This window comes from Rhodococcus sp. OK611, from assembly GCF_003050885.1.
Lineage (GTDB): Bacteria > Actinomycetota > Actinomycetes > Mycobacteriales > Mycobacteriaceae > Rhodococcus_G > Rhodococcus_G oryzae.
Window position 1 is genome coordinate 122,862 of sequence record NZ_QAOZ01000002.1, and the last position, 14,881, is coordinate 137,742.

General features: G+C 67.0%; 14 protein-coding genes. 7 read left to right on the forward strand and 7 right to left on the reverse strand.

The features are described 5' to 3' along the window. Positions 1-256: 256 nt before the first annotated feature. Together C8K38_RS02440 and C8K38_RS02445 are read left to right on the forward strand one after the other, a co-directional pair. Entirely contained in the window at positions 257-664 is a 408-nt protein-coding gene (locus tag C8K38_RS02440) for a rhodanese-like domain-containing protein (RefSeq protein ID WP_097210094.1), read from the forward strand. Continuing rightward, positions 661-1,884 carry an O-succinylhomoserine sulfhydrylase gene (locus C8K38_RS02445; protein WP_097210326.1) on the forward strand — a complete coding sequence of 408 codons (1,224 nt, stop codon included), beginning with the start codon at positions 661-663 and terminating at the stop codon, positions 1,882-1,884. Before C8K38_RS02440 ends, C8K38_RS02445 begins: the two co-directional genes overlap by 4 nt. A 77-nt stretch (positions 1,885-1,961) precedes the next feature. On the opposite strand, the gene C8K38_RS02450 is transcribed toward C8K38_RS02445, so the two are convergent. Further along, on the reverse strand, positions 1,962-2,810 hold the full coding sequence (locus tag C8K38_RS02450) for a DeoR/GlpR family DNA-binding transcription regulator (protein WP_257017014.1): 849 nt from the start codon (positions 2,808-2,810) through the stop codon (positions 1,962-1,964). A gap of 128 nt (positions 2,811-2,938) precedes the next feature. Here C8K38_RS02450 and gnd point away from each other — a divergent pair, with 128 nt between their 5' ends. The 3 genes from gnd to pgi are packed head-to-tail and all read left to right on the forward strand — an operon-like array spanning position 2,939 to position 6,491. Then, positions 2,939-3,832, forward strand: coding sequence for a phosphogluconate dehydrogenase (NAD(+)-dependent, decarboxylating) (gene gnd / locus C8K38_RS02455; protein ID WP_097210096.1), 894 nt, complete (start codon positions 2,939-2,941; stop codon positions 3,830-3,832). Then, positions 3,829-4,836, forward strand: coding sequence for a glucose-6-phosphate dehydrogenase (coenzyme-F420) (fgd, locus tag C8K38_RS02460; RefSeq protein WP_097210097.1), 1,008 nt, complete (start codon positions 3,829-3,831; stop codon positions 4,834-4,836). The genes gnd and fgd overlap by 4 nt, the downstream gene beginning before the upstream one ends. After that, positions 4,833-6,491, forward strand: a complete 1,659-nt coding sequence (gene pgi / locus C8K38_RS02465; RefSeq protein ID WP_097210098.1) for a glucose-6-phosphate isomerase — start codon at positions 4,833-4,835, stop codon at positions 6,489-6,491. The genes fgd and pgi overlap by 4 nt, the downstream gene beginning before the upstream one ends. Before the next feature lie 73 nt (positions 6,492-6,564). Here the strand turns inward: pgi and C8K38_RS02470 are convergent, their stop codons facing one another. Genes C8K38_RS02470 through C8K38_RS02495 form a run of 6 tightly spaced genes read right to left on the reverse strand, consistent with a single transcriptional unit; the run spans position 6,565 to position 12,111 of the window. Next, complete coding sequence (locus C8K38_RS02470; RefSeq protein WP_097210099.1) at positions 6,565-7,032, reverse strand: nuclear transport factor 2 family protein; 468 nt, start codon at positions 7,030-7,032, stop codon at positions 6,565-6,567. Positions 7,033-7,049: 17 nt separating this feature from the next. Next, positions 7,050-8,183: a CaiB/BaiF CoA transferase family protein gene (locus C8K38_RS02475; RefSeq protein WP_097210100.1), complete on the reverse strand. Its 1,134-nt coding sequence runs from the start codon at positions 8,181-8,183 to the stop codon at positions 7,050-7,052. Next, positions 8,180-8,794, reverse strand: coding sequence for an NADPH-dependent FMN reductase (locus C8K38_RS02480; protein ID WP_097210101.1), 615 nt, complete (start codon positions 8,792-8,794; stop codon positions 8,180-8,182). Before C8K38_RS02480 ends, C8K38_RS02475 begins: the two co-directional genes overlap by 4 nt. Before the next feature lie 15 nt (positions 8,795-8,809). Then, positions 8,810-9,982, reverse strand: a complete 1,173-nt coding sequence (locus C8K38_RS02485) for an acyl-CoA dehydrogenase family protein (protein ID WP_097210102.1) — start codon at positions 9,980-9,982, stop codon at positions 8,810-8,812. Next, positions 9,969-11,096 (reverse strand): acyl-CoA dehydrogenase family protein, encoded by a 1,128-nt coding sequence (locus C8K38_RS02490; RefSeq protein WP_097210103.1) that lies wholly within the window; start codon positions 11,094-11,096, stop codon positions 9,969-9,971. Before C8K38_RS02490 ends, C8K38_RS02485 begins: the two co-directional genes overlap by 14 nt. A 10-nt stretch (positions 11,097-11,106) precedes the next feature. After that, on the reverse strand, positions 11,107-12,111 hold the full coding sequence (locus C8K38_RS02495) for an LLM class F420-dependent oxidoreductase (protein WP_097210104.1): 1,005 nt from the start codon (positions 12,109-12,111) through the stop codon (positions 11,107-11,109). Between the two features lie 300 nt (positions 12,112-12,411). On the opposite strand from C8K38_RS02495, the gene C8K38_RS02500 reads away from it, so the two are divergent. Both C8K38_RS02500 and C8K38_RS02505 read left to right on the forward strand, forming a co-directional pair. Continuing rightward, a complete protein-coding gene (locus C8K38_RS02500; RefSeq protein ID WP_179800433.1) occupies positions 12,412-13,248 on the forward strand; it encodes an enoyl-CoA hydratase/isomerase family protein in 837 nt (278 codons plus the stop codon). Then, the gene (locus tag C8K38_RS02505) at positions 13,241-14,863 is read left to right on the forward strand and encodes an SMP-30/gluconolactonase/LRE family protein (protein ID WP_179800434.1); all 1,623 of its coding nucleotides are present in this window, start codon (positions 13,241-13,243) and stop codon (positions 14,861-14,863) included. The genes C8K38_RS02500 and C8K38_RS02505 overlap by 8 nt, the downstream gene beginning before the upstream one ends. Positions 14,864-14,881 lie beyond the last annotated feature (18 nt).

A 14,881-nucleotide genomic window follows, 5' to 3' on the forward strand; every position in this document is an offset into this window, starting at 1 on the left:
CCCCGACCGGTCGTTCGAGGCGGGAGCCCCGAACCGCAACTGTCAATCCTGCGCTCTCCGGCGCCCCACCGCTAGGCAGCCCCCGGTTGGGGGGTCACAACTGTTGCTTGTGTCCCTCACTACGGGCTGGCCGCCCTGTGCGCAACCCTGTGGATCAGGCTGAGCGGAATCATTGCCAGGTGCCGGTCGGCGGGGGCGCGCGGCCAAGGTGCCGCCGCAGCGTGAACGGATTCTCGGGCTGTGAAAAACTGATGCCATGAGCTACGCAGGCGACATCACCCCGCAGCAGGCATGGGACCTGCTGCGCGAGCATCCCGAGGCGGTTCTCGTCGATGTTCGCACCGACGCGGAATGGCGGTTCGTGGGTGTTCCCGACACCACCGAACTGGGCAGGCAGCCGGTGCTCATCGAGTGGGTGAGCGTCACCGGGTCCAGGAACGACAACTTCGTGGACCAGCTCAAGGAGGCCGGGATCTCCGGCGGACCTGCGGTCTTCCTGTGCCGATCCGGCCAGCGCTCCATCGGTGCGGCCGAGGCCGCGACCGCGGCCGGGATCGAGCCGGCCTACAACGTCCTCGACGGCTTCGAGGGCGGCATCGACGCGGACGGCCACCGCGGGGCGGCCGGCTGGCGCGCCCTCGGACTCCCGTGGCGGCAGTCGTGAGTGGCATCCCGCAGGGCGGGGCCTTCCACCGCGAGCTCCCGCCGGATGTCGGGCTCGGCACGCTCGGCGTGCGCGGCGGCATCATGCGCACCGGGTTCGAGGAGACTTCCGAGGCGTTGTTCCTCAACTCCGGCTTCGTCTACGAGTCGGCGGGAGCGGCCGAGCAGGCGTTCACCGGGGAGGTCGACCACTTCGTCTACTCCCGGTACGGCAACCCGACCGTGAAGATGTTCGAGGAGCGACTGCGCCTGATCGAGGGCGCGGAGGCCTGCTTCGCGACCTCGAGCGGCATGTCCGCGGTGTTCACGGCGCTCGGCGCGCTGCTCGGCGCGGGCGACCGGCTGGTAGCGGCGCGCAGCCTGTTCGGCTCCTGCTTCGTGGTGTGCAACGAGATCCTGCCGCGCTGGGGCGTGGAGACGGTCTTCGTCGACGGTGAGGACCTCGAGCAGTGGGAAGAGGCGCTGTCGGTGCCGACCACCGCGGTGTTCTTCGAGACCCCGTCGAACCCGATGCAGTCGCTCGTCGACGTCCCGCGGGTCTCGGAGCTCGCGCATGCGGCCGGCGCAAAGGTGGTGCTGGACAACGTCTTCGCCACCCCGCTGCTGCAGCGCAGCCTCGACCTGGGCGCGGACATCGTGGTGTACTCCGGAACCAAGCACATCGACGGCCAGGGCCGGGTGCTTGGCGGCGCGATCCTCGGGCCCAAGGACTACATCGAGGGTCCGGTGCAGAACCTGATGCGGCACACCGGTCCCGCACTGAGCCCGTTCAACGCGTGGACGCTGCTCAAGGGGCTCGAGACGATGCCGGTGCGGGTGCGGCACTCGGTCGACTCGGCGCTCCAGATCGCCCGGTTCCTCGAGGGCCACAAGTCGGTGCGCTGGGTGAAGTACCCGTACCTGGAGTCGCATCCGCAGCACGATCTGGCCAAGCGGCAGATGAGCGGCGGCGGCACGGTCGTCACCTTCGAGCTCGACGCGCCGGACGGCGAGGCCAAGAAGCGGGCCTTCGAGGTGCTCGACGCGCTGCGGGTGATCGACATCTCGAACAACCTCGGTGACGCCAAGTCGCTGATCACCCACCCGGCCACCACCACGCACCGTGCGATGGGCCCGGAAGGCCGTGCGGCCGTTGGCCTCACCGACGGCGTGGTCCGGCTGTCCGTCGGGCTCGAGGACACCGCCGACCTGCTGGCGGACCTGGACAACGCCCTGCGTTAGGCGGCTCCGCCGCCTGTGAGTCCTTCTGGTCCCGACAAGGGCCAGAAGGACTCACAGGCGCGCAGCGCCTAGTCCGTCTAGTGTCGGGGACGCGTGCCGAGACGGTCTTCTTCCGGGCTGACGCGCATGAGTCCCTCGCCGTACTGATCAACGTGATCGATGGCCAGTCCTGAGTCCGTGATGATCAGGTCGACTTCGCCGAGCACTGCCACTCTGGTCAGCGCCCTGTGCCCGAACTTCGAACTGTCTGCGAGGACGGCCGAGCGAGCGGCGGCGGCGATCATGGCCCGCTTGATCGGGACTTCGAGCGTGTTCGTGTTGGTGACCCCTGCGGTGGGATCGATGGCGTCGGCGCCGAGGAATGCCCAGTCGACGGAGTAGTCGGCGAGGAACTCCACGGAACGCTCGCCGACCAGCGTGAATACCGACCCGAGGAGTTCTCCGCCTGTCACCAGGAGTCGGACATCCGGGAATGTCGCGACGTACTTTCCGATTCGCAGGTCGTTGGTGATGATCGTCAGGTCGGTCCTGTGCCGCAGCGCAGCCGCGACCTGGTATGTGGTGGAGCCGCTGTCGAGAATGACGCTCTCGCCGTCGCGTACGAGGTCCGCGGCCGCACGGGCGATGGCGATCTTCTCCGCCCTGTGATCGCCTTCCTTGACCGCGTAGGGGATCTCGGACATCGCGCCGTCGATCGGCCGCGCGCCGCCGTGCGTCCGTTCGGCTTTGCCGAGTCGAACGAGGGCGTCCAGATCGCGGCGGATGGTGGACGCGTCCACGCAGAGCTCCCGTGACAGCGCCTTTGCTTCGACGTAGCCGTCTGCAACGAGCCTGTGAAGTATGTCCTCGCGACGCTGTGCACTCCCGGACAAACCAGTTCCTCCTCGGACGGTGCCGGCCCCTGCCGGCCGGGCGGCCCGACACATTGTAGCTCCCGGGTTGCGCAGATATTGACAGATGGCGCAGCAGTTTGCATGATTTCACGCAACGACTGCGCGAATTCGTGCATGTCGGCTTCCGTTCGGGCGCAACACACTGATTCCGAGGAGTTTCAATGCAGATGGGTCTGATCGGCCTGGGCCGGATGGGTGCGAACATGCGCGAACGCTTACGCGGTGCCGGGCACGACGTCGTCGGGTTCGATCCCGGAACCACCGTGAGTGACGTGGAGTCGCTCCAGGAATTGGTTGCCCGCTTGCCAGCGCCGAGGGTGCTGTGGGTGATGGTTCCGGCAGGCGAGCCGACGCGAACCGTCATCGAACAGTTGAGCCACCTACTCGAGGCCGGGGATCTCGTGGTCGATGGGGGAAACTCCCGGTTCACCGATGACAAGGACCACTGCGCACTACTGGGGAACCAGGGAATCGGCTATCTCGATTGCGGTGTGTCCGGCGGTGTTTGGGGCCTGCAGGAGGGGTACGGCCTGATGGTCGGGGGCGCCGCGGACGACGTCGCCCGCGCCATGCCGATCTTTGATGCGCTCAGCCCGGCCGGTCCGCATGACGAGGGGTTCGTCCATGCCGGACCGGTCGGTGCCGGGCACTACGCGAAAATGGTCCACAATGCCATCGAATACGGACTCATGCAGTCCTACGCAGAAGGCTACGAACTGCTTGCCGCGGAGCCTCTTATCGCCGACGTCGGCTCGGTCCTGAAGGCTTGGCAGAGAGGCACGGTTGTGCGGTCGTGGCTCCTGGAGTTGCTGGTAGCCGCGGATATGGACGATCCGGGTTTCGAACGTTTGACCGGCCATACGGACGATTCCGGCGAGGGTCGATGGGCGGTCGAAGAAGCGATCGCGCACGCCGTACCCGCACCAGTGATCTCGGCGGCGTTGTTCGCCAGATTCTCTTCCCGCCAACCTGATTCCCCAGCGATGAAGGCTGTCTCGGCCTTGCGCAATCAGTTCGGTGGTCACGATGTACGTCTGAAGGGGTTGCCTGCATGAACCTGCGGTTGGGCTACAAGGCTTCTGCGGAGCAGTTCGGGCCGCGCGAGTTGGTGGAACTCGCCGTCCTGGCCGAGGCGCACGGGATGGACTCGGCCACGGTGTCGGATCATTTCCAGCCGTGGCGGCACAACGGTGGGCACGCGCCGTTCTCCCTCGCCTGGATGACCGCGGTCGGCGAGCGCACCACGACGCTGCAGCTGGGCACCTCGGTGATGACCCCGACCTTCCGCTACAACCCGGCCGTCGTGGCCCAGGCGTTCGCGACGATGGGCTGCCTGTACCCGGGACGCATCATGCTCGGCGTCGGCACCGGTGAGGCTCTCAACGAGATCGCCACGGGCTACCAGGGCGAGTGGCCGGAGTTCAAGGAGCGGTTCGCGCGGCTGCGCGAGTCGGTGCAGTTGATGCGCCAGCTGTGGACCGGCGAGCGCACCGACTTCGAGGGCGAGTACTACCGCACCACCGGCGCCTCGATCTACGACGTCCCCGAGGGCGGCATCCCCGTGTACATCGCGGCAGGCGGCCCGGTGGTCGCCCGGTACGCGGGCCGCGCGGGTGACGGCTTCATCTGCACCTCGGGCAAGGGCATGGACCTCTACACCGAGAAGCTGATGCCCGCGGTGTCCGAAGGACTCGAGAAAGCGGGGCGAAGGTCGTCCGATATCGACCGGATGATCGAGATCAAGATCTCCTACGACACCGACCCCGAACTGGCCCTGGAGAACACCCGGTTCTGGGCGCCGCTGTCGCTGACGCCCGAGCAGAAGCACTCCATCGAGGACCCGATCGAGATGGAGGCGGCCGCGGACGCCCTGCCGATCGAGCAGGTCGCCAAGCGGTGGATCGTCGCCTCCGACCCCGACGAGGCGGTCGAGCAGGTCAAGCAGTACACCGACGCGGGCCTGAACCACCTGGTCTTCCACGCCCCCGGCCACGACCAGCGCCGGTTCCTGGAGCTGTTCGAGCGCGACCTGGCACCGCGGCTGCGTGCATTGTCATGACCGCCGTCGATGTCACGAAATCCGCGTTGTGGCAGGAGCTCACGGCGCATCAGTGCACAATCGCGTCGACCGATCTGCGCACACTGTTCGCATCGGACCCGGGCCGCGGCCGCCGCCTCACCGTGAGCGCCGGCGATCTCTACATCGACTTCAGTAAGCACCTCGTCACAGCGGAGACGCTCGACCTGTTGACCGCGCTGGCACGATCGGCCGGTGTCGAACGGTGCCGTGAGGCGATGTTCGACGGCAAGCGCATCAACAGCACCGAGGATCGGGCGGTGCTGCACACGGCACTGCGAGCGTCTCGGGGCGCCCGACTGGTCGTCGACGGTGAGCACGTCGTCGACGACGTGCATGAGGTTCTCGACCGAATGGCAGACTTTGCCGATCGCCTCCGATCCGGCCGGTGGCGTGGCGCAACGGGCCGTCGAATCCGATCCGTCGTGAACATCGGAATCGGCGGATCCGACCTCGGCCCCGCCATGGCATACCGCGCCCTGCGGTCCTGTGTCGACGGCCCGGACGTGCGCTTCGTGTCGAATGTCGACCCCGCGGACCTGGCCTCCGCGCTGGCCGGGTTCGAGCCGGAAACCACTCTCTTCGTGGTGGTTTCGAAGACGTTTTCGACTCTGGAAACCCTGACCAATGCAACCGCGGCCCGCCGTTGGTTGACGAATGCGCTCGGGGAGGACGCTGTACCCCTGCATTTCGTTGCGGTATCGAGTGATGTCGAACGAGTTGAAGCGTTCGGCATCGAGCGAGCGAACATGTTCGGCTTCTGGGACTGGGTCGGCGGCCGCTACTCGTTGGGATCGGCCGTCGGACTCAGTCTCATGGTCGCCATCGGGCCCGAACAGTTCGGCGAGTTCCTGACCGGGTTCAGGCGAATGGATCAGCATTTCCGCACCGCGCCGCTCGAATCGAACGCGCCGGTGCTGCTCGGACTGCTCGGTGTCTGGTATGCGAGCTTCTTCGGTGCCGACACACACGCGGTACTGCCGTACGCGAACGACCTCGCGAGGTTTCCGGCCTATCTCCAGCAGTTGGTGATGGAGTCCAACGGCAAGTCGGTCCGATCCGACGGCACCGGTGTGGGCACCCGGACCGGCGAAATCTACTGGGGTGAGCCCGGAACGAACGGGCAGCACGCCTTCCATCAGCTTCTCCATCAAGGCACCCGTCTGGTTCCCGTGGATTTCATCGGGTTCGTGAATTCGGCAGCCGGCGTCGCGGAACTCGACCCTGACGGGTCGATGCACGATGTGCTGGTCGCGAACATGTTCGCCCAGGCGAAGGTCCTGGCGTTCGGCCGCTCCGCGACGGAGATCGAGGCCGAAGGTGTTGCGCAGGAACTCGTTCCGCACAAGGTTATGTCCGGGGACCGTCCGTCGACGACGATCCTCGCGCCCCGGCTCACACCATCGGTCCTCGGGCAGTTGATCGCGCTCTACGAGCACCTGGTCTTCGTGCAGGGAACGATATGGGGCATCAACTCTTTCGACCAGTGGGGTGTCGAACTCGGCAAGAAGGCTGCACTCGAGTTGACGGCCGACCTGTGCGATGTCGGCGTCGCGGTCTCCGATGGGGACACATCCACGACGGAGCTGATGGGGGTCTACCGGCGGGAGAGGGACAGCGTGCGGTGCCCGCACTGACGGTAGGCACAGCGAAACGCCCGGGGGCCGTCGAACCGTTCCGGTCGACGACCCCCGGGCGGGGCACGTGGGACTACACGTCGCGTTTGCCGAGCCTCATCACCTCGCGGTTGCCGGTGCACCACCGCTGGACCGCGCGCACCGAGCTGATCCGCCAGCCGTCCTCACCTCGCCGGAGACCCATGTCGTACTGACCTCCGGAGGTCCACAGCGGTCCACCGCTGTTGTTGGGCTTCACGTGGGTGGCCACCACTTGGGAGATGCACCTGGCCTCGTCACCCGAGCCGCTCACGAGGTGCCCGGACACCTGGTGTTGCGTCGCGTCGAGGTTGCCGAGCAGACGCTCGGCGTTCCTGACGTAGTCGGTGCGGGGAGTGTCGGTCGGAGCACCGCCGAAGACGCCCACGTAGTCCAGAGTGATGGTCTGGGTGAAGATCTCGTGGAGGTCGGCCCACCGGCGCTCGTCGATGTAGTACGTCATCTTCGTGCAGGTCTCGATGATCTCCGCACGATCGTCGGCGCTGAAGCGCTCGTCGGTCATTCAACTGTTCCTTTCGTTCACGGCTGATGCGGGCGCTGGCCGGCCGCGCCGCAGGCGAGGAGATCGTCGATCTCTACAGTGTCGAGGCCCCACTCGCTCAGGACGGCACGAGTATGTGCACCCGGCGCTGCCCCGGGCGTCGGGGTCCGGGGAGGCGTGCGGGAGAACCGCGGGGCCGGGGCCGGTTGTGTGACGCCGCCGATCTCGACGAAGACATTCCGGGCGCGGTTCGCCGGATGCCGGGCCGCCTCGGTCGGGCTGAGCACCGGGGCGAAGCATGCGTCGGTGCCCTCGAGCAGGTCGCACCACTCCTGCCGGGTCCGGGTCGCGAACAACTCGGCAAAGGTGGACCGCGTCGCCGCCGGGTCGGCGGTGCGGTCGACCTCGATTCCCAGACGGACGCACAGTTCGTCGTAGAATCGGGACTCCAGGGCGCCGATCGCGACGAACTGGTGGTCCGACGTCTCGTACACGTCGTAGTGACCGGCACCGCCGTCGAGGACATTGCTGCCCCGCTTTTCGGACCATTCCCCGGAGGCGATGAGTTCGTGGATCGCGGTGGTGAGCAGCGCTGCCCCGTCCACGATTGCCGCATCGACCACCTGCCCCTGCCCGGACGACCTCGCCGCGAGGAGCGCGCTGACCACACCGAGGGCGAGCACCATGCCGCCGCCGGCGAAGTCACCGACGATGTTGCCGGGCGGTACTGGGCGTTCGGGTGTCCCGATGCCGTGGAGCGCGCCTGCGAGCGCGATGTAGTTGATGTCGTGGCCGGCGGTCTGGGCGAGGGGGCCATCCTGGCCCCAACCGGTCATACGCCCGTAGACCAGACGCGGGTTGCGTACACGGCAAGTCTCGGGACCGATACCGAGGCGTTCGGCAACACCGGGACGGAAGCCCTCGATCACGGCATCCGCGTTCTCGCAGAGACGGAGGAAGGTCGCGACGGCGTCGGGATTCTTGAGATCGAGGGCCACGGACCGGCGGCCTCTGGCAACCGGCTCGTGTTCGACGAGCGCGTCGGCGCGCGGTGCCACACGGTCGATGCGTACGACGTCCGCGCCGAGATCGGAGAGCAGCATCCCTGCGAAGGGCAGCGGACCCATGCCCTGGAGTTCGAGCACGCGTACTCCGGCGAGGGGACCGCTCACAGCGTGGCTCCCGGGGCGGTGGTGTGATCGCTGGTCGACCGGAGGGTACGTACCAGCCTCACGGTGTTCGCCAGCAGCTGTCCGATGAGCTTCGTGGCCCCGGGGTCGATGAGGTTGCCGTCCTCGAAACGGGTGTGCGCTCGGGTGACGAAGACCTCCGGATGGTTCACCACATGGGACTGGGTGAACACGAAGGACTGACGCAATTGGGATTGCGCGCGCGCCGTGCCGAGGATGCTCGGCGATGCACCGACGAGGGCGACGGCCTTGCCCTCGAGTCCGGAGTTGCCCGGTGGCATCGAGATCCAGTCGAGCGCATTCTTGAGCACCCCGGGGACACCGTAGTTGTACTCGGGGGTCGCGATGACGATCGCGTCGGCAGCGCGTACGGCCTCTCGCAGCTCGGCCACCGCGGGAGGTTCACCCTGGCGGGCATGGTCCTCGTTGAACAGCGGAATCTCCGCCATCCGGGTGAACGGGTCGATCACCAGATCATCCGGGCAGAGCCGGATGACGTTGTCGAGCAACAGCTGATTGTAGGAACCGGCGCGGAGGCTGCCCGCGATCCCGACGGCACGGAGCTTGCGGGGGACGTTCACGTCATCGGTCATCGTCAGGAGCCTTTCTCACTGCTGTTGGACGCGTGGTTCACGCGGGAGTCCCAGGACGCGTTCGGCGATCGCGTTCTTCATGATCTCGTCGGTTCCGCCGCCGATCCGCAGGCCGAGGGCACCGGTGAGCAGCTCGGTCCAGGGGTTCTCGAGGACGCTGTCCGGGCCGAGGGCGCGCAGTGCGGTGTCCGCGGCAAGGTACTGGCCCTCGGTCGAGAGCAGCTTCGTGATCGAGCCCTCCGCCCCGGGCGGACGGCCCTCGTTGGCGGCGGTGCGCAGCCGGAGCTTGAGGATGCCGAGGATGTGCTGGATCGTGTGCACGTCGACGAACTGTCGTTGGATCGTCGGGTCGCTGCGGTGATCGCTGGCACGGAGCAGCTCCAGAAGTGGCTGCGCGCCAACGATATCCGGCTCCAGCGAGTAGCGCTCGGCCATCAGGGTGGTCATCGCGACCTCCCACCCCTGGCCTGGCTCGCCGAGAACCGCGTCGGCCGCGACCTCCGCGTCGTCGAAGAAGACTTCGTTGAAGGTATGCGCGCCGGTCGCCTGCTTCAGCGGCCGAACCGTGACTCCCGGTTGCTTCAGGTCGACCAGGAACGCGGTCAGGCCGTGGTGCCGCGGAGCATCCTCGCTGCGGGCCAGGAGATAGCCGAAGGATGCGTACTGGGCGTAGGACGTCCAGATCTTCTGTCCATTGATCCGCCAGCCGTCCGCGGTCCGCTGGGCGGTGGTCCGGATGGCGGCGAGGTCGGAACCGGCGTCCGGCTCGGAGAACAGCTGGCACGAGAGTTGCTTGCCGGCCAGGAGCGGCGTCAGGTAGCGCGTGTGTTGCTCGGCGGTTCCCCACCGGGCAAGGGTCGGCACGATCATTCCCATCGTGACCGACTGGGCGTCGAGCGGCAGGCGGAATCGACCCTCCTCTTCGGCGAACAGGAGTTTCTGGGGGACGTCACCGCCCGCGCCGCCGTACTCCTTCGCGATGCCGATCCCCGCCCAGCCCTCCGCGTGTTTGCGTGCCTGCCAGGCGAGTGCATGCTCCACGTGGCGAACGGACTCCTCGGCGGTACGAGCGCCGAACACGGTCAATCTGCCGGTGTCCGGCTCCTCGAAGTCGGGGGCGTTCGCGGCGAGCCACTTCGCGGCTTGCTCGCGGTAGGTGACGTCGGCGGGCGAATCAGCGAAATCCATGGTTGCTCCTAGGGGTCTCAGCGAGCAGAAGGCGGGCGGCGACCGCGTCGCGGTGATCGTCGGGACTTCCCAGAGTCATTGCGCGACTCCGGGCGCGGCGGACATGCAGGTGCGCGTCGTGTTCCCACGTGAACCCGATCCCGCCGTGGGTCAGGAGGTTTGCCTCGGCCGCCTGCACGTAGGTGTCCGAGCACCACGCCTTCGTCATCGATGCGACCAGCGCGAGCTCCTCCGTAGCGCCCTGGTCGGCGAGCCATGCGGCGTGATAGACGAGCGAGCGTGCGCCCTCGATCTTGAGCAGTACGTCCGCGCACCGGTGCTTGATCGCCTGGAAGGACCCGACTGCCCGTCCGAACTGTGTTCTCGTCTTCGCGTACTCCACACACGCATCCAGGCAGGCCTGTGCGCCTCCCAGTTGTTCGGCGGCCAACGCGATGTTCGCGAGCGCGAACGCCCGCTCGACCACGTCCGCGACGGTCGCACCGAGTCGGACGGCCGGGGTGTCGTCGAAGCGGATCAGGCTCGATCGGGTGACCAGATCGTAGGGCGTGGCCTCGCCTTCGGACGCGTCGACGACTCCGCGCTCGACCGCGAACAGAGCGGTACCGGTACCCGTGCGCGCCGGCACGATCAACAGACCTGCGGACTCAGCATCGATTACCGCTGCGGCGACGCCGGTCAGTCGCGCGTCGTCCGACGCGTGGACCGGAAGGTTCGCCATCGACCCGACCCCCACAGGGAGCGCGAATGTGGCTATCAGCTCGCCGTCGGCGATCCGGGGGAGGAAGTCGGCGCACGCGGCGGCGTCGTCGGTTGCGAGGAGCGCAGTGGAAGCAAGGCCGACACTGGCCAGGTACGGCGACCTGACGAGACGGCGACCGAACTCCTCGAGGACGATTGCGAGTTCGACCAGCCCGCCCCCGGCCCCGCCGTACTCGACCGGGATCGGGACCGACATCAGGCCGAGCTCGTCTGCCGCTCGGCGCCAGGCCGCTTCGTCGTAGCGGAGGCCGGCATCCATGTGTGTTCGTACCTGCTGCCGATCGGCGGTGTCGAGGAATCGACCGACGCTGTCGCGGAGTGCAGCCTGCTCTGGGGTGAAACCGAATTGCACGATGTGCCGCCTAGGTGAGGAGGTCGGCCATGAGACGAACCGCCTCAGGCTGCCGGGTCATGAGGGACATGGATGTGATCGGTGCCGACGTCCACGAGTCGAGCAGTTCTTTGATCCGTTCGGGAGGGCCGCACAGTGCGATGTCGTCGACCAATTCGTCCGGAACTGCGGCGATCGCCTCCTCCTTCCGCCCCGCAAGGTATAGATCCTGGATCTTCACTGCCGCGTCGGTGTATCCGTACCGGCATGCGACGTCGTTGTAGAAGTTCTTTCCCCTGGCCCCCATGCCGCCGACGTAGAGCGCGATACTCGGCTTGACCTGGGCCCGGCACTGGGCGGCGTCGTCCCCCACGACCACGTCGACAATCGGGCACAGGTCGAAGTCGGGTCGGGGTGTGAACCCGGCGGGAACGATCGCGTCGAACCGGCGCGGGGAGAAGAACACCGGGAACCATCCGTCGGCGATCTCGCAGGCAAGTTCGATGTTGCGAGGCCCGATCGCCGCGAGGTAGATCGGCAGGTTCTCTCGCCGGGGATGCAGGATCATCTTGAGTGGCTTGCCCAGGCCGTTTCCGTCGCTCCCCGTGTAGGGGATGTCGTAGTAGGTGCCGTGGTGTTCGAGAGGAGCCTCTCGGCGGAGCACCTGCCGGACCACGTCGACGTACTCCCTGGTGCGCTTCATCGGCTTGCCGTAGGGGATGCCGTGCCAGCCTTCGACGACCTGTGGACCGGACATACCTAGACCGAGTCGAAATCGGCCGTCGGAGAGATGGTCCATCGTGGCCGCGGTCTGTGCCGTGAGAGCGGGTGAGCGGCCGGCCATGCCGAGGACGGCGGTGCCGAGTCCGATCTTGGACGTTTGTCCGGCAAGCCAGGCAAGGGGAGTGATGCCGTCGGACCCATAGGCCTCGCCGGCCCACACGCAGTCGAATCCGACGTCCTCTGCGAGTCGCACGAGGTCGAGAGTGTCATCTCTTCCAGATCCCCAATAGCCAAGGTTCAGGCCGAGTTTCATGTCTCCTCCAAGTATGGATTTGGGCGGCAGAGGGTGCCGCCGGAGGGAGCGGGATCGTCAGGGTGAGGTCCCTGTTGGTCGCGTCGCATCACGAACATAGCAGCAGATTCTGATCTCCAGAAGTATTTTCTGGAACCTCTTGTGGCGTCAATGAACTCGTGCCATGCTCTCCTCCAACCGAGCACGACAAGTGAGCCGACCGGGCAGGTGGGCCGCGTGATCGGTATCGAAATTTCCGACCAAGCGGTCGGGCCGCCGCATGAGACGGATTCGGGCCCACCGCCGTTGAATGGAGTCCCTATGAAGACCGTGGATGACCCGATTCTCGTTTCGAGCCCCGCTCCGGGTGTTCAGCAGATCACGCTGAACCGCCCCAGCAGGCTCAACGCCCTCAACCCCGGTCTGATCATCGAGCTCACCAAACACCTTGATTCCTTGGTGCGCGCCGACGACGTCAAGGTCGTCGTGCTCACCGGTGCCGGCCGCGGTTTCTGTTCCGGGGCCGACCTGTCGGGTGAAGTGTTCCCGACCGGCGTGGAGAACGACCCGAATCGGCACTGGGCGGCCATCCAGTCGTGGTACTCCGGCGTGGTGGCGCGGTTGCGTCGCATCCCGCAGCCGGTGATCGCGGCCGTCAACGGGCCGGCCGTCGGCGGGGGCTTCTCGATCGCGATGGCGAGTGACATCAGGCTGGCCGCGCCGGAGGCGTACTTCTCCGCGGCCCAGATCAACATCGGTCAGTCGGTCTCGGAGATGGGTGCGAGCTATCTGCTCCCCCGGATCATCGGTGGCCGCGCAACGGAGATCCTGATGACCGGACGCCGGGTGCAGGCCGACGAGGCTGAGCGTATCGGCTTCGTGAGCCGCATTTGTCCCGACGGTGTCGTGGACGCCGCAGTCGAGGTGGCTCAGGTGCTCGCGGCCAAGGCGCCGCTGGCCCTGCGGATGTCGAAGGAGGCGCTCAATGCCTCTCAGGAGATAGGCAGCCTGGAGGCCGCGTTGACCATGGAGGACCGCACGCAGGTCGTCTGTGTCCTGAGCCAGGACCTGGCCGAGGGAGAACTCGCCTTCCGTCAGAAGCGCAAGGCAGTGTTCTCGGATGCTCTCGTCGGGTCGGCGCAGGTGTCCGATGAGTAGGCCGCCCGGCAACCGGGCGGTGTCCCGCTTCGAGCTCTACCTGGATACCTCGCCGAGTGCGGCACCAGGGTGGTCGATGGACACAGTCCGGGAGCCTGCCCGGCTCTTCGGGGCCAACGGGGTGCGGGTCCACGCCGACGGGAGCCTGTGGGTCTCGGAGCTTGTGGGCGAACACCTTTCGGCGTGGGATGCGGACAACGACGTCCTGTCGACAGTCTCGCCGATGGGCTCGGAGCTCCGGGGTCCCGACGACATCGCCTTCGACTCCGAGGGGACCGTCTACGCGGCCGAGACGATGAACGGACGCGTGAGCGGTCGCCGCGCCGACGGCACGTACTTCGTGCTGGTCGACGACTGCCCGGCGGTGAACGGAATCACCGTCGACCCCGAGACCGACCGGTTGTACGTCGACGAGATGCGCGAGGGTGGTCGGGTCCTCGAGATCGACCGACACCAGCGGAACCAGGTCCGGGTGATCGCCGAGGGTCTGGATTGGCTCAATGCCCTGGCGATGGGCCCCGATCGCCGGCTGTACATGCCGCAGGTCTTCGCGGGGACCGTGTTGGCCGTGGATCCGGAGTCGGGGGCGGTCGAGAAGGTGGTCGACGGCCTTGCGCACCCGACCGCGGTCAAATTCGCCCCCGATGGTCGACTTGTCGTGGCACAGGCGAGCATCGGTGAGGTCACGGCGGTGGACCTGAAAACCGGCGAGCGGCAGCGGCTGGTGAGCCTCGCCCCCGGCATCGACAATTTCGACATCGATGCACGCGGCTATATCTACGTCTCCAACTTCGTCGAGGCGAGCGTGGCTCGGTACTCGATGGAGACCGGTGAGCTCGACAAGGTGCTCTCGGCGGGCTCGTTCCTGGGGCCGTACCAGGTCGCCAGCGCAGCCGAGGGTTTCGTCGCGGCCGACCACGGGAGCATTTGCCGGGTCGACGGCGAAGGCAACCTCGAGCGGGTGAGCCGGTTACTTCTCGACCAGCCGTTCGCTGCCGTCGGTGTCGTCGAGGTCGCGGGCGTCGTCGTGGCGCTGAGTCAGGCCGGCGAGGTGTTCCGCCGTGTCGACGACTCGGGCGAGTGGGTCAAGATCTTCGGATCCCTGAGCGGAGCGAACTCCGAGTACTTCGCACAGGATGCCGACGGGGTGAACGCCGTCGGTGTCGGTGACGGCCTGTTGTTGGTCGGGATGCGGCGCGGCGACATCGTCGTCCTTGAATTGGACGGCACCGTGAAGTCGCGGCGCCCGTCGGGGCTCGCGACTGTCACCGGGATCACCGGCGACCGCGGTGTGATCGTCGTCAGTGACGAGACCGCAGGATCGGTGTCAGTCCTCGGCGAGGGTGAACCGCGTCTGCTGACCGGATTCGTCCGACCTCATGGCGTGGCTCTCACCGACAACTGTGTGGTGATCGCCGACCAAGGCGCGCGTCAGATCGTATGCGTGAGCCTCGACGGTGACCGACGCGAGGTGGTGGCCACCGATCTCCCGCTAGGCCTGCCCCAGGTGCAGGCCGGCGACGGTCGCCGGTCGTCGGTGATCATCGCGCCGGACGGGTCGATCGTCGTCGGATGCGACGGCGACGGGAGCATCCGACGCCTCGTTCGCAACTGAAGACTGTTGGGAGGACAC